Origin of the sequence: Vibrio sp. 10N.247.310.23, from assembly GCF_041467155.1 — a bacterium.
Taxonomy (GTDB): Bacteria; Pseudomonadota; Gammaproteobacteria; order Enterobacterales; family Vibrionaceae; genus Vibrio; species Vibrio crassostreae_C.
The window spans coordinates 50826-64568 of the sequence record NZ_JBFSTZ010000028.1 but is presented as its reverse complement, the minus strand read 5'-3'; the positions used below and the strand labels follow the sequence as shown (position 1 = coordinate 64568).

General features: G+C 45.6%; 11 protein-coding genes. 6 read left to right on the top strand and 5 right to left on the bottom strand.

Annotation, left to right across the window (positions count from 1 at the left end; all coding sequences use genetic code 11):
• Positions 1 to 190: 190 nt before the first annotated feature.
• Complete coding sequence (locus AB6D93_RS19190; RefSeq protein ID WP_017058813.1) at positions 191 to 2278, top strand: alpha-amylase; 2088 nt, start codon at positions 191 to 193, stop codon at positions 2276 to 2278.
• Positions 2279 to 2532: 254 nt separating this feature from the next.
• Entirely contained in the window at positions 2533 to 3783 is a 1251-nt protein-coding gene (locus AB6D93_RS19185) for a valine--pyruvate transaminase (RefSeq protein WP_102331976.1), read from the top strand.
• 106 nt (positions 3784 to 3889) lie between these two features.
• Here the strand turns inward: AB6D93_RS19185 and AB6D93_RS19180 are convergent, their stop codons facing one another.
• Positions 3890 to 4324, bottom strand: a complete 435-nt coding sequence (locus AB6D93_RS19180; protein ID WP_009848140.1) for an Hsp20 family protein — start codon at positions 4322 to 4324, stop codon at positions 3890 to 3892.
• Positions 4325 to 4466: 142 nt separating this feature from the next.
• Between AB6D93_RS19180 and AB6D93_RS19175 the strand changes: the two genes are divergently transcribed.
• Complete coding sequence (locus tag AB6D93_RS19175) at positions 4467 to 4589, top strand: hypothetical protein (RefSeq protein WP_267869012.1); 123 nt, start codon at positions 4467 to 4469, stop codon at positions 4587 to 4589.
• 238 nt (positions 4590 to 4827) lie between these two features.
• Here the strand turns inward: AB6D93_RS19175 and gyrB are convergent, their stop codons facing one another.
• From gyrB to dnaA, 4 genes are all read right to left on the bottom strand, one after another.
• On the bottom strand, positions 4828 to 7245 hold the full coding sequence (gene gyrB, locus AB6D93_RS19170) for a DNA topoisomerase (ATP-hydrolyzing) subunit B (protein ID WP_017058811.1): 2418 nt from the start codon (positions 7243 to 7245) through the stop codon (positions 4828 to 4830).
• Positions 7246 to 7262: 17 nt separating this feature from the next.
• Positions 7263 to 8342, bottom strand: coding sequence for a DNA replication/repair protein RecF (recF, locus tag AB6D93_RS19165; RefSeq protein ID WP_017058810.1), 1080 nt, complete (start codon positions 8340 to 8342; stop codon positions 7263 to 7265).
• Positions 8343 to 8395: 53 nt separating this feature from the next.
• Positions 8396 to 9496: a DNA polymerase III subunit beta gene (gene dnaN / locus AB6D93_RS19160; RefSeq protein WP_017058809.1), complete on the bottom strand. Its 1101-nt coding sequence runs from the start codon at positions 9494 to 9496 to the stop codon at positions 8396 to 8398.
• An 81-nt stretch (positions 9497 to 9577) separates the two neighbouring features.
• The gene (gene dnaA / locus AB6D93_RS19155; RefSeq protein WP_017058808.1) at positions 9578 to 10999 is read right to left on the bottom strand and encodes a chromosomal replication initiator protein DnaA; all 1422 of its coding nucleotides are present in this window, start codon (positions 10997 to 10999) and stop codon (positions 9578 to 9580) included.
• 311 nt (positions 11000 to 11310) lie between these two features.
• Here dnaA and AB6D93_RS19150 point away from each other — a divergent pair, with 311 nt between their 5' ends.
• The 3 genes from AB6D93_RS19150 (at position 11311) to AB6D93_RS19140 (ending at position 13601) form a co-directional block, all read left to right on the top strand.
• Positions 11311 to 12060: an amino acid ABC transporter substrate-binding protein gene (locus AB6D93_RS19150; RefSeq protein ID WP_009848135.1), complete on the top strand. Its 750-nt coding sequence runs from the start codon at positions 11311 to 11313 to the stop codon at positions 12058 to 12060.
• Between the two features lie 135 nt (positions 12061 to 12195).
• A complete protein-coding gene (locus AB6D93_RS19145; protein WP_009848134.1) occupies positions 12196 to 12867 on the top strand; it encodes an amino acid ABC transporter permease in 672 nt (223 codons plus the stop codon).
• The gene (locus AB6D93_RS19140; RefSeq protein WP_017058807.1) at positions 12864 to 13601 is read left to right on the top strand and encodes an amino acid ABC transporter ATP-binding protein; all 738 of its coding nucleotides are present in this window, start codon (positions 12864 to 12866) and stop codon (positions 13599 to 13601) included. Before AB6D93_RS19145 ends, AB6D93_RS19140 begins: the two co-directional genes overlap by 4 nt.
• Positions 13602 to 13743: the final 142 nt, after the last annotated feature.

Below are 13743 nucleotides of genomic sequence, written 5' to 3'. Positions count from 1 at the left end.
CAATTACTCTAAGTCATACTCTGAGTAATTAACGGTAAACACCCAAAGGGAAGCGAAAGCTTCCCTTTTTGTTTTTGTGAACCAAGCATTTGTTTGTAGAGGTCTTATTGATTAACTGAATGAAACAGCACTCAGACTGTAGAGGGCATTGTTTGCTATAACTGACCTGTTTATTCAGGGGAAGGGAACAATGAAAAAAACAGTACTCGCGCTTTCAATACTCGCACTCAGCGCATGCAGCCAAACCAGTGACAACAACCTATTACTGACAATTGATAACGACACTGTCGTATTCGAATCATCCGGTAAAGGCACCGTGATTGCAGAACAGGAACTCGCGAAAGGTAGCTATACCTTCTCTATCAGCGATACTCAAAATACCTGTGGCACCAACTATGCGCTGGCTGAAGAAAACCGCATCAAATTCAATAAACCCCTTCGCCTAGACGACTGCGCCGAGAAGTCTGAATTAGATATCAAGATCTTTCGCGCTAACACCTATCAGTTTATGCTCAACCCACAAACCAATGAACTGACCGTTCAGATAAAGCCGAAGCAACAACAAGTACAAAGCTTTGCTTGTCCGGTTCCTAGTGACGAACCAACCATCATCGACGTTGCTCAAACCTTTGATGATGGCACCGTGGTTAGAGACGCTCTTTCAGGCAAACAAGTCACAGTAACGAATGGCAGCGTCACCATGCAGCCAGCAGAAAATAGCCAAGGTGTTCTGCTGCTTGAGAAAGTAGAACCAGAAACCAAAGCTGACTTTAGTTGGGATAACGCCACGGTTTACTTCGTAATGACTGACCGTTTCCACAATGGTAATCCTGATAACGACAACAGTTACGGTCGCAGCCAAGATGGACAAGACGAAATCGGCACCTTCCACGGTGGTGACTTGGCAGGCTTAACCGAAAAACTCGATTACATAGAATCACTCGGTGCTAATGCTATCTGGATAACGTCTCCGTTAGAGCAAATCCACGGCTGGGTTGGCGGCGGTGATCGAGGTGACTTCAAACACTACGGCTACCACGGCTACTACCATCAAGATTGGACCAAGCTCGATGACAACATGGGCACCGAAGACGAGCTAAAAACCTTCATCGATACCGCGCATAGCAAAGGCATTCGTGTTGTTTGGGATGTGGTAATGAACCACACCGGCTATGCGACGCTTGCCGACATGCAAGAGTTTGATTTTGGTAAGCTCAACCTAACTGACGAAGAAGCCAAACAAACACTTGGCGAAAACTGGACAGATTGGCAACCTGCCAAAGGTCAGAACTGGCACTACTTCAACAACTACATCTCTTACAGCGACAAAGAAGCGTGGGAAAAGTGGTGGGGCAAAGCTTGGCTACGCAGCGATATCGGCGCCTATGACTCTCCGGGCTACAATAACCTCACCATGTCTTTGGCGCATCTGCCCGATTTCAAAACAGAGTCGACAGAGACAATCGGGCTGCCTAATTTCTATCGCAATAAGTCCACCAGCGCGACCGATGAACTCAAAACACCTCGTAACCATTTAATCACTTGGTTATCGGATTGGGTGCGCGAATATGGTGTCGATGGTTTCAGGGTCGATACCGCTAAACACGTTGAACTCGAAGCATGGGCAGAACTGAAAGAGAGCACCAACCAGGCACTTGCCGAGTGGAAACAGAACAACCCAGACAAGGCCTTGGATGACTTACCCTTCTGGATGACTGGCGAAGTATGGGCACACAGCGTGGTCAAATCAGATTACTTCGCTAACGGATTTGATTCGATCATCAACTTTGAATTCCAGAGTGATATCGCACCAAAGGCGCTCAAGTGCCTATCCGATCTTGATGCTGATTACCTTCGATACGCAGAGAAGATCAACAACGACAGCGAGTTCAACGTACTGAGTTACCTTTCGTCTCACGACACCTCGCTATTCTGGACACAACATGGCAGTGACTTTGCAAAACAAACCAAAGCTGCAAACGCGTTGATGCTGGCTCCCGGTGCGGTACAGATCTATTACGGCGATGAAATCGCCCGAGACTTTGGCCCAACGGGGTCTGATCCAATGCAAGGCACACGCTCAGACATGCCTTGGGATCAAATCACTGGCGAACGTGCAGAGCTGCTAGAACACTGGCAAGCGCTTGGCCAATTCCGCCAACGCCACCCAGCCGTTGCTCAGGGTAAGCACATCATCCGTAACAGCAAGGGCTACTATGCGTTCGAACGCCAATACCAAGATGACAAGGTATTAGTCGTTTATACCGGTTCGAACTAAACCTTCATTAACATAAACACCAGAAACTAAAGGGGAAGCTTAGGCTTCTCCTTTTTTTATCGCTAAAGGTACGTTCAATAAGCAAGCTGTCACTCATTAACCAAACTTTATAGAAGTTTTTTACGTGTTAGAGCATTTGGCGCTATGCGTCGCAAAAACATTGCGGTATGTTCAAGGAATACACTGATGGCAGACATAAGGTCTGCCTTAATGACACGTAACAAGCAATCACAATGAATTAGGTAAAATTAGTAATGCAGTTCTCTAAGTTTGGCGAAAAGTTTAATCGATACTCTGGAATCACTCGTTTAATGGATGATTTGAATGATGGCCTGCGCACTCCTGGCGCTATCATGCTCGGTGGTGGCAACCCAGCCGCTATCCCTGCCATGCTCGATTACTTTAACCAAGCCAGTGCCGACATGCTCGCCAGTGGAGAACTCATCGCCGCCCTCGCCAACTACGATGGTCCGCAGGGTAAAGACAGCTTCATCAAATCGTTAGCGGCAATGCTGAAAGAGACCTACGGTTGGGACATCAGCGAGAAGAACATCAGCCTGACTAATGGCAGTCAAAGTGGCTTCTTCTACCTATTCAACCTGCTAGCAGGCCAACAGCCTGACGGCTCACATAAGAAAATCCTACTGCCGATCGCACCGGAATACATCGGCTACGGCGACGCGGGTATTGATGACGATATTTTTATCTCTTACCACCCAGAGATCGAACTGCTAGAAAACCGTCAGTTTAAATACCACGTTGATTTTGAACAACTAAAGGTTGATGACTCAGTCGCGGCTATCTGTGCATCTCGTCCAACCAACCCAACGGGTAACGTACTGACCGACGAAGAAGTGCGTAAACTGGATAAACTGGCGCGTGAAAACAACATCCCACTGCTGATCGACAATGCTTACGGCCTGCCGTTTCCTAACATCATCTTTGAAGATGTCGAACCGCTCTGGAATGAAAATACGATTCTGTGCATGAGCCTTTCTAAGCTTGGTTTGCCGGGTGTGCGTTGCGGTATCGTAATTGCGAATGAAGAAGTAACACAAGCATTGACCAACATGAATGGCATCATTAGCTTAGCGCCAAACAGTGTTGGCCCTGCAATTGCCAATCACATGATTGAAAAAGGCGATTTACTGCGCTTAAGTAGCGAGGTAATCAAACCTTTCTATAAAGATAAGTCACTACGTGCAGTTGAACTGTTACAAGACGCTATCGACGACCCTCGCTTCCGTATTCACAAGCCTGAAGGCGCTATCTTCTTATGGCTATGGTTTGATGAGCTGCCGATCACCACAATGGAACTGTACGACCGCCTTAAAGCTCGCGGCGTATTGATTGTTCCGGGTGAATACTTCTTTATCGGCCAAGAAGACGAGTGGGGTCATGCTCACCAGTGCTTACGCATGAACTACGTACAAGATGATGAGGCGATGCAGAAAGGCATTGCTATCATTGCTGAAGAAGTGAAAAAGGCTTACTCAGAGCAGTAATAAGAGCTTTTAGCTTACCGCAGGTCAAATACAAAAAGAGCACCTCATTAGGTGCTCTTTCACTTTTACTTCCCGATATTTTTTAGCTCTAAGGAGCTAACAGTAATTAGCCTTCTAGTAGACTATTACCATTGATAGCAATCTTACGTGGTTGCATCGCTTCTGGGATTTCGCGTTCGAGGTCGATGTGAAGAAGACCATTTTCCATGCTTGCACCTACCACTTTTACGTAGTCAGCCAGTTGGAATTTACGCTCGAAATCGCGCTCTGCGATACCTTGGTATACGAAGGTTTTCTCTGCTTCTGCTTTACGCTCACCTTTCACAATTAGCATGTTCTCTTTCTGAGTCAGATCTAATTGGTCATCAGCAAAACCAGCGACTGCCATAGTAATACGGTAGTTGTTCTCGTCTTTTTGCTCGATGTTGTATGGAGGGTAACCGCCAGAAGAGTTCTTCGATGTATTCGCTTCCATCATGTTGAATAGACGATCGAAGCCGATTGCGTTGCGGTAAAGTGGAGTGAAATCTACAGTTCTCATAATGCTATCCTTTTAGTAAGCAATAGTCTTAGCTGCGAATTTTACTTGGATCTAACCTGTGTGTGACCCAGTAAACAGCTAAGAGATTCAATTCGCATTCCTCGGGTTTCACCTCTATTGGCGACAACGCTGGGACATGGCAATGAATCAATTTTTAAGTTGTGTGCTGCCAAAGTTATCCTCTATTGAGCGATACTTCGTTAGCGGTAATGAAGGTTCTGTTTCTTCTCTTGTAGAGCAAGACAGTCATCCTCTTCACAAATAGATATATGGATTGAGCAAAATAGTTTCAAGGGGTTATTTTCAATTATTTTTGCAACTCAATATTTTCAATATCTTACAAACATAAAAAAGCACCATCCAAAGGATAGTGCTTTAAAATGATTTTAGTTTTTTGAGACGAAGCTATTTGGCTTTAGTTCAAGGAAGAGGCGCGGAGCATACGAATGTATGTGAGCACCTCTGACACAGAAATTAAGCCAAAGAGCGAAGTATCAAAGAGACTAAACGTCTAGGTTTGCTACTTTCAGTGCATTCTCTTCGATGAAGTTACGACGAGGTTCAACTTGGTCACCCATTAGCGTCGTAAACAACAAATCAGCACCAACAGCGTCTTCAATTGTTACTTGCATCATACGGCGAGTTTCAGGATCCATTGTGGTTTCCCAAAGTTGATCCGGGTTCATCTCGCCTAGACCTTTGTATCGCTGTAGGCTTAGACCACGACGAGACTCTTTCACTAACCAGTTCAGAGCATCAACGAAGCTAGAAACTTCTTGAGTACGCTCACCACGCTTAATGTAAGCGCCTTCTTCAATCAAGCCATCAAGAGCTTCAGAAAGATCCGCTAGCTTACCAAACTCTTTAGAGTTAATAAGATCGATGCTTAGTAGGTGTTCATGAGTCACACCATGAGTACGAACCACAATCTTAGGAACGCTTAAGCCTAGCTCTTCGTGTTTTTCAACTTCAAGGCTGTATTGGCTTGCACCTACTTCTTTCGCGTTTAGCTGTTCAACAAGCTGCTTACCCCAAGCTTCAACTGCCGCGTCATCATGACACTGCTCGGCCGTTAGACGAGGAACGTAAATCAGTTCGTGAACCAATGCGCGTGGGTAACGGCGGCTCATACGATCAACAAGCTTGATGCCTGCATTGTATTGCTGAACAAGCTTCTCTAAACCTTCACCTGCAAATGCTGGCGCTTCAGGGTTTACGTGCAGTTCTGCGTTGTCTAAAGCCAAAGATACTTGATACTGGTTCATCGCATCTTCATCTTTAATGTACTGCTCTTGCTTACCTTTCTTCACTTTGTAAAGTGGCGGTTGAGCAATGTAGATGTAGCCACGTTCAATCAGCTCTGGCATTTGACGGTAGAAGAACGTCAGTAGCAGGGTACGGATGTGAGAACCATCGACATCGGCATCGGTCATGATGATGATGTTGTGGTAACGCAGTTTATCTGGGTTGTATTCGTCACGACCAATACCACAACCAAGAGCGGTGATTAGCGTTGCTACTTCTTGAGAAGACAGCATTTTATCGAAACGTGCTTTCTCTACGTTAAGGATTTTACCTTTCAGCGGTAGGATTGCTTGGTTCTTACGGTTACGCCCCTGCTTAGCTGAACCGCCAGCAGAGTCTCCTTCCACAATATATAGTTCAGACAGTGCAGGATCTTTTTCCTGACAGTCAGCAAGCTTACCAGGAAGACCCGCTAAATCTAATGCGCCTTTACGACGAGTCATTTCACGAGCTTTACGCGCTGCATCACGAGCACGTGCTGCATCAATAATTTTAGAACAAACTGTTTTCGCTTCACCTGGGTTCTCAATAAGGAACTCAGACAACTTCTCACCCATTGTAGATTCAACGGCAGACTTCACTTCTGAAGAAACCAGCTTATCTTTAGTTTGGCTTGAGAACTTAGGATCAGGCACTTTAACAGAAACAATCGCCGTCAGACCTTCACGAGCATCATCACCAGAGGTCGCAGTCTTCGCTTTCTTAGAGAAGCCTTCCTTGTCCATGAAGCTGTTCAGAGTACGCGTTAGCGCCGCACGGAAACCTGCTAAGTGAGCACCACCATCGCGTTGAGGGATGTTGTTGGTGAAACAGTAGATGTTTTCTTGGTAGCCGTCATTCCACTGCATCGCAACTTCAACGGTAATACCGTCTTCGCGCTCAGAGTTAAAGTGGAAGATTTTTTGGATGATTGGCGTTTTGTTAGTATTAAGGTGTTCAACAAACGCTTGGATACCGCCTTCGTATTCGAAGTGATCCATTTTGTCTTCTTCGCGCTCGTCAATTAGCTTAATTGATACACCTGAGTTCAAGAATGATAGCTCACGTAGACGCTTAGCTAAAATGTCGTAATGGAACTCGATGTTAGTGAAGGTTTCTTCACTCGGCCAGAAACGAATCTCTGTACCTGTTTTATCCGTGTCACCGATAACCGCTAGTGGCGCTTGAGGCTCACCGTGGCTGTAGGTTTGAGTGTGGATTTTGCCACCGCGGTGGATAGTAAGAGTAACTTGCTTAGAAAGTGCGTTCACTACTGAAACACCAACACCGTGCAGACCACCAGATACCTTGTACGAGTTATCATCGAACTTACCACCAGCGTGAAGAACCGTCATGATTACTTCGGCTGCAGATACGTTTTCTTCTGGGTGCAATTCTGTTGGAATACCACGGCCGTCATCGCTCACAGACACAGAACTATCTTCATGGATAGTTACAATGATGTCATTACAGTGACCAGCTAGCGCTTCATCAATAGAGTTATCTACCACCTCAAAAACCATGTGGTGCAGACCGGTACCATCATCCGTGTCGCCAATGTACATTCCAGGACGCTTACGTACCGCATCCAGACCCTTCAGTACTTTAATACTCGATGAATCGTAATTATCTGACATAGTTACTCTCTGACTAATTATCCTTGCTCTATTTTGCCATGTTCCACATGAAACATCCTGCTATTTTCGTCATGCATATCTGCAATCTGATCAGCGGTAATAGAGCTTACAAAAACTTGAGCCTGGGTCGCCTTTAAACACTCAGCAAGACGTGCTCGGCGTTGGCTATCTAATTCGGAAGCGAAGTCATCTATCAAATAGATGCACTGCTTACCTGTCATTTGAGTGAGGTGTTGCCCTTGTGCTACTCGTAGCGCGCACACCATCAACTTCAATTGACCTCGTGACAAGACATCTTCCACTGGAGTGCCGTTCACTTTTATCTTCAGATCCGCTTTGTTTGGCCCACTAAAGGTGTAACCAAGCTGCTGATCCCTTTCAAAATTCTTTTCTAATATATCGGCGTACGGGGTGTCTTTGTCCCAGCCACGATAGTAGTTAATCTTTATCTCAAACTCAGGAAGGAAGGTCGCACAGATTTCTTCGGCGACTTCTTTGAGCTGATCAACGTAGGTGGCACGCCACTGACTGATGCTTTCTGCTAAACGGGCCAATTCTTGGTCCCAATAGCTCAGCTCTCGATAGTGCGTTGCCGTTTTCAATAAGGCGTTTCGCTGCTTATTGAGGCGCTTTACCCTGCCCCACGCATCATAAAAGCCCGACTCACTGTGGAAGACTCCCCAATCAATGAATGCTCGGCGATGCTTAGGTCCATCGGTTAGTAAATCAAACCCTTCAGGGTGAATCAACTGCAAAGGTAAGACTTGAGCTAACTGAGCCAACTTTTGCCCAGTTTGACCGCTTATTTTAACCTCTGTCGTGCCATCGCGCTGCTTATTAATGCCAATTGGCAGCTCAAATTGATCCGAGGTCATAAAACGGCCATGTACAAACAGCTCACTACACTCGTTTTGTATGATACGACCGGTAAGTGAACTCTTGAATGAGCGACCATGTCCGAGCAGATACACAGCTTCAAGGACACTGGTTTTGCCGCTTCCGTTAGCCCCTATAAGAAAGTTAAAGCCTGATGACGGTTGAATGTCACAGGCTTCAATATTTCTAAACTGCTTAACGATTAAGCGCGATAAAGGCATAACGTCTTCATATTAATCTTCAATCACGACTCGGTAGGTCAACATAGGGCTGCTTATAAGCGAATTGGCATAACAACGTACATCGCGCTGTCATCTTGTGCGTTCTCGATAAGAGCACTCGCATTGGCGTCTGACATTGAGATGCGAACCTGTTCACAACGCAGTGTGTTCAGAACATCCAATACGTAGCTTACGTTGAAGCCAATCTCTAGCGCGTCACCGTCGAAGTTAACATCGAGTACTTCTTCTGCTTCTTCTTGCTCTGGGTTGTTCGCGGTAATGCGCATCTCGCTATCCGCAAGGTTAACGCGAACACCACGGAATTTTTCATTCGATAGAATCGCAGCACGAGAAAATGCTGAACGTAATTCATCACAGCCAGCTTCAAGTGTCTTGGTGGTATTTTGCGGCATTACGCGGCGATAATCAGGGAAACGACCATCAACCAGCTTAGAAGTGAAGACATAGTTGTTCACTTCAGCTCGCACGTTAGAGTTACCAATTTGCAGTGTTACTGGCTGTTCAGGTGCATCCAATAGCTTCACTAACTCTTGAACACCTTTACGAGGAACAATGATCTGCTTCTGAGCAAAATCCGCACCCAGTTGTGCTTGAGATACTGCCATACGGTGACCATCGGTCGCTACGCTGCGCAGGATAGAGCCTTCAATCTCAAACAACATACCGTTGAGGTAGTAACGAACATCTTGGTTCGCCATTGAGAATTGTGTTTTCTCGATAAGACCGCGAAGTTCAGCTTGTGTCACTGACACTTCAACTTCACTGCTCCAGTCTTCAATATTTGGAAAATCTGCCGCAGGTAATGTTGCTAAAGAGAAGCGGCTACGACCAGAGCGAACCTGAATACGGTCACCATCCAATACCACAGTGATCACTGAGTTATCTGGCAATCCACGGCAGATATCTAGGAATTTACGTGAAGGTACGGTAATGCTACCCGCTTCGAAATCACCTTCAAGCGTTACACGGCTGATCAGTTCAACTTCTAGATCCGTCGCTGTCATCGACAACACGTTATCTTCTACTTTAATCAGTAGGTTTCCTAGAATTGGAAGCGTTGGCCTGCCACCGAGTGCGCCAGATACTTGTTGTAATGGCTTAATCAGGTGACTACGTTCAATGGTAAATTTCATATCTTGCTCTTACGGTCTAAATGGCACTGCGTAATAGTACGTGGCCAAGATTCTGCTTATTAAGGTTAAGAATACTGTGTATTAAGAAGAAAGGGTACGAATCAAGTTCGAATAATCTTCTTTAATGTCGTGGCTCTCTTCACGCAGCTGAGCAATCTTACGACAAGCATGCAGTACCGTCGTGTGGTCACGACCACCGAATGCATCGCCAATCTCAGGCAAGCTATGGTTTGTTAGCTCTTTCGCCAGTGCCATCGCCAATTGACGTGGACGAGCAACAGAACGAGAACGACGCTTAGACAATAGATCAGCGACTTTGATTTTGTAGTACTCGGCTACTGTCTTTTGAATGTTATCAATAGTGACCAGTTTTTCTTGCAGTGCAAGTAGGTCACGCAGTGCTTCACGCACGAAGTCGATCGTGATCGGGCGGCCAGTGAAGTTTGCATTCGCAATAACACGGTTCAATGCGCCTTCCAGTTCACGAACGTTAGAGCGTAGACGCTTGGCAATAAAGAACGCCACTTCATCCGCAAGGTGAATTTGGTGGTCTTCGGCTTTCTTCATCAAGATCGCAACACGTGTCTCAAGCTCTGGTGGCTCAATCGCTACCGTCAAACCCCAGCCGAAACGAGATTTAAGACGATCTTCTACCCCGTTGATCTCTTTTGGATAACGGTCAGACGTTAGGATGATCTGTTGATTGCCTTCAAGCAGCGCGTTAAAGGTATGGAAGAACTCTTCTTGAGAACGCTCTTTATTAGCAAAGAATTGGATGTCATCGATAAGCAATGCATCAACACTACGGTAGTAGCGCTTAAATTCTTCGATCGCGTTGTTTTGCAGAGCCTTTACCATATCCTGAACAAAACGCTCTGAGTGCATGTAAACCACTTTCGCATTCGGCTTATTATCAACAATGGCGTTACCCACCGCATGCAACAAGTGCGTTTTACCTAAACCAGTGCCGCCGTATAGGAACAACGGGTTGTAGGCTGTACCTGGGTTATCAGAAACCTGACGTGCCGCAGCCAAACCGAGTTGGTTCGACTTACCTTCAACAAAGTTATTGAACTTATGTTTTGGGTTCACGTTTGAGCGGTGATTCAAGTCAACCGCGACAGGCTCTTCATCACGCCAGATATTATGGACAGGTTTGCGAGCTTGTAATTGCGCAGGTGCTGATGACTCAGCGGCCACATCAGCTGCAGTGCGAGTCTGAGTTGGTGTCGGTGTCGCAGGCTTTGGTGCAATCACACGCTTGCTTCCCACTTCAAAATGAAGATGTGGGATATCGTTACCGCAATATTCTTGCAGCAGACGGTTAATGCTATTTAGATACTTATCACGAACCCAATCGAGTACGAAACGGTTCGGTGCAAATAGAGTTAGAGTATTGTCATTGAGTTCCGCTTGTAACGGACGAACCCACATACTGAATTCTGTAGCTGGTAACTCTTCTTGAAGCTGTTGCAAACACTGCAACCAAAGCGAAGATGACACGGTGCCCTCACTCTATTTAAAGTAATATGAAATGACCGCTAATTTTACCTGTTGATAAGTCAGATCACCAGCAATTGATCACAGATCCAGTGAATAAGATCCAAGTTATTCACAATAAATTTGTAATTTATCGGTGGATCCACACATCTTGCCCCTAATTTACTCACACAATGATCCACTTATGCCCGGATCCTTGCTAGTTATCCCCAAATCGGGAATTCAATCTGGTTATGGTTAATAACATCTGGTTATTTATTCTAGTGAGCATTTTCCCAGTAACATCCAAACCCATAAATATAAGGAGTTACCAAATGAATAACTGGATTAAGGCTGCAATTGCGGCTATCGCACTCTCTGCTGCTACTGTTCAAGCTGCGACTGAAGTTAAAGTCGGCATGTCTGGTCGCTATTTCCCGTTTACGTTCGTTAAACAAGACCAGCTACAGGGTTTTGAAGTGGATTTATGGGATGAGATCGGTAAGCGTAACGATTACAAGGTTGAATACGTAACGGCAAACTTCTCTGGTCTGTTTGGTCTTCTTGAAACGGGTCGCATCGATACCATTTCAAACCAAATTACAATGACGGATGCACGTAAAGCGAAATACCTATTCGCAGACCCATACGTAGTAGACGGCGCACAAATTACCGTTCGTAAAGGTAATGACAGCATTAAAGGCATCGAAGACCTTGATGGCAAGACGGTTGCGGTAAACCTAGGCTCAAACTTTGAACAACTGCTTCGCAGCTACGACAAAGATGGCAAGATCAATGTAAAAACCTACGATACAGGTATTGAACATGACGTGGCACTGGGTCGTGCCGATGCATTCGTAATGGATCGCCTATCAGCACTAGAGCTTATCAAGAAGACTGGTCTACCATTACAACTAGCAGGTCAGCCATTCGAAACAATTGAAAACGCTTGGCCTTTCGTCGACAACGATAACGGCAAAAAACTGCAAGCAGAAGTAAATGAAGCATTAGCAGCAATGCGCGCAGATGGTACGCTAGAAAGTATCTCTCAGAAATGGTTTGGTGCGGACATTACTCAGAAGTAATTAATCACTTTCTCCATTCAAGGCCCACTGCTTTATACAGCGGTGGGCTTTTTGCTTTTGTGCACTGATTAAAAAACCTGATACAACAGTACTTACATATAGAACAACACTGCCAATAAAAATACGAGATAGATTATGGGATTTGACTTTAATTACATGCTAGAGCTGTTGCCAATACTACTGAAGTATTTAGGCACCACGATGGAGATGGCGACCTGGGGCTTGTTCTTTGCTCTGATCCTGTCTCTGATACTGGCGAATATTCGTGTATTCAAAATCCCAGTGCTCGACCAACTGAGCCAGCTGTACATTAGCTTCTTCCGAGGCACACCACTGTTGGTGCAGCTGTTCCTCCTTTATTACGGCTTACCACAAGTCTTCCCGTGGATGGTTGGGTTGGATGCCTTCAGCGCCGCTGTGATTGGCTTAACCCTGCACTTTGCCGCGTATATGGCAGAAAGTATTCGTGCCGCGATTATCGGTATTGATCGCAGCCAGATGGAAGCCAGCCTTTCGGTCGGTATGACAACCAGCCAAGCGATGCGCCGAGTGATCTTACCGCAAGCAACTCGCGTGGCACTGCCGTCGTTGATGAACTACTTCATCGATATGATCAAGTCGACTTCACTTGCCTTCACCCTAGGTGTCGCCGAAATCATGGCTAAAGCTCAGATGGAGGCTTCTTCAAGTTTCCGCTTCTTCGAGGCTTTCTTAGCAGTCGCACTGATTTACTGGGGCGTGGTGGTTATCCTCACTCGTATTCAAATTTGGGCCGAAGTGAAACTGAATAAGGCGTATGTACGATGATCAAATTACAAAATATCCACAAGCAGTTTGGTGACACCGAAGTTTTGAAAGGGATCGACCTAGAAATCAAACAAGGTGAGATAATTGTCATCATAGGTTCAAGTGGTACGGGTAAATCTACCCTACTGCGTTGTGTGAATTTTCTAGAGCAAGCCGATCAAGGCACGATTTCGATTGATGATATCAAGGTTGATACTCAGAAACACACTAAGGCAGAGGTGCTTGCACTGCGTCGTAAGACCGGTTTTGTGTTCCAAAACTATGCACTGTTCGCTCACCAAACCGCGAGACAGAATATTGCTGAAGGTTTAATTACCGTTCGTGGTTGGAAAAAACAGCAAGCCCATGAAAAAGCACAACAAATACTTGATGATATTGGCTTAGGTGACAAAGGTGATAGCTACCCAGCCGCGCTCTCTGGTGGCCAGCAACAACGGGTGGGTATTGGCCGTGCAATGGCACTACAACCCGAGCTTTTACTGTTTGATGAGCCGACTTCAGCGCTCGATCCTGAGTGGGTTGGCGAAGTGCTTAACCTAATGAAAAAACTGGCAAATCAGCATCAAACCATGCTGGTGGTTACCCATGAAATGCAGTTCGCGAGAGAGGTCGCAGACCGAGTGATCTTCATGGCTGACGGTCATATTATCGAGCAGGGATCTCCACAGGATATTTTTGGTAATCCACAGGATCCTAAATTAAAAAAATTCTTAAATAAGGTTGGGATCGACTAAGGATCCTTGTGATTTTAGTTATTCTACGTATAATCCCCCGACCGGAATTTTAGTTAACCCAATCATTGACACTTTTTGTGACAGTGATTACAATTCCGCCTCTTTGTTGAGAGGCGTCGGTTTTCCTTTCTTATATAAAGAA

Excerpts from the sequence above, each read along its gene's own strand:
- AB6D93_RS19190 (WP_017058813.1), top strand. The coding sequence starts at position 191 with ATGAAAAAAACAGTACTCGCGCTTTCAATACTCGCACTCAGCGCATGC.
- recF (WP_017058810.1), bottom strand. The coding sequence starts at position 8,342 with ATGCCTTTATCGCGCTTAATCGTTAAGCAGTTTAGAAATATTGAAGCC.
- AB6D93_RS19180 (WP_009848140.1), bottom strand. The coding sequence starts at position 4,324 with ATGAGAACTGTAGATTTCACTCCACTTTACCGCAACGCAATCGGCTTC.
- AB6D93_RS19145 (WP_009848134.1), top strand. The coding sequence starts at position 12,196 with ATGGGATTTGACTTTAATTACATGCTAGAGCTGTTGCCAATACTACTG.
- AB6D93_RS19140 (WP_017058807.1), top strand. The coding sequence starts at position 12,864 with ATGATCAAATTACAAAATATCCACAAGCAGTTTGGTGACACCGAAGTT.
- AB6D93_RS19150 (WP_009848135.1), top strand. The coding sequence starts at position 11,311 with ATGAATAACTGGATTAAGGCTGCAATTGCGGCTATCGCACTCTCTGCT.
- AB6D93_RS19185 (WP_102331976.1), top strand. The coding sequence starts at position 2,533 with ATGCAGTTCTCTAAGTTTGGCGAAAAGTTTAATCGATACTCTGGAATC.
- dnaN (WP_017058809.1), bottom strand. The coding sequence starts at position 9,496 with ATGAAATTTACCATTGAACGTAGTCACCTGATTAAGCCATTACAACAA.
- gyrB (WP_017058811.1), bottom strand. The coding sequence starts at position 7,245 with ATGTCAGATAATTACGATTCATCGAGTATTAAAGTACTGAAGGGTCTG.
- AB6D93_RS19175 (WP_267869012.1), top strand. The coding sequence starts at position 4,467 with ATGAATCAATTTTTAAGTTGTGTGCTGCCAAAGTTATCCTCTATTGAG.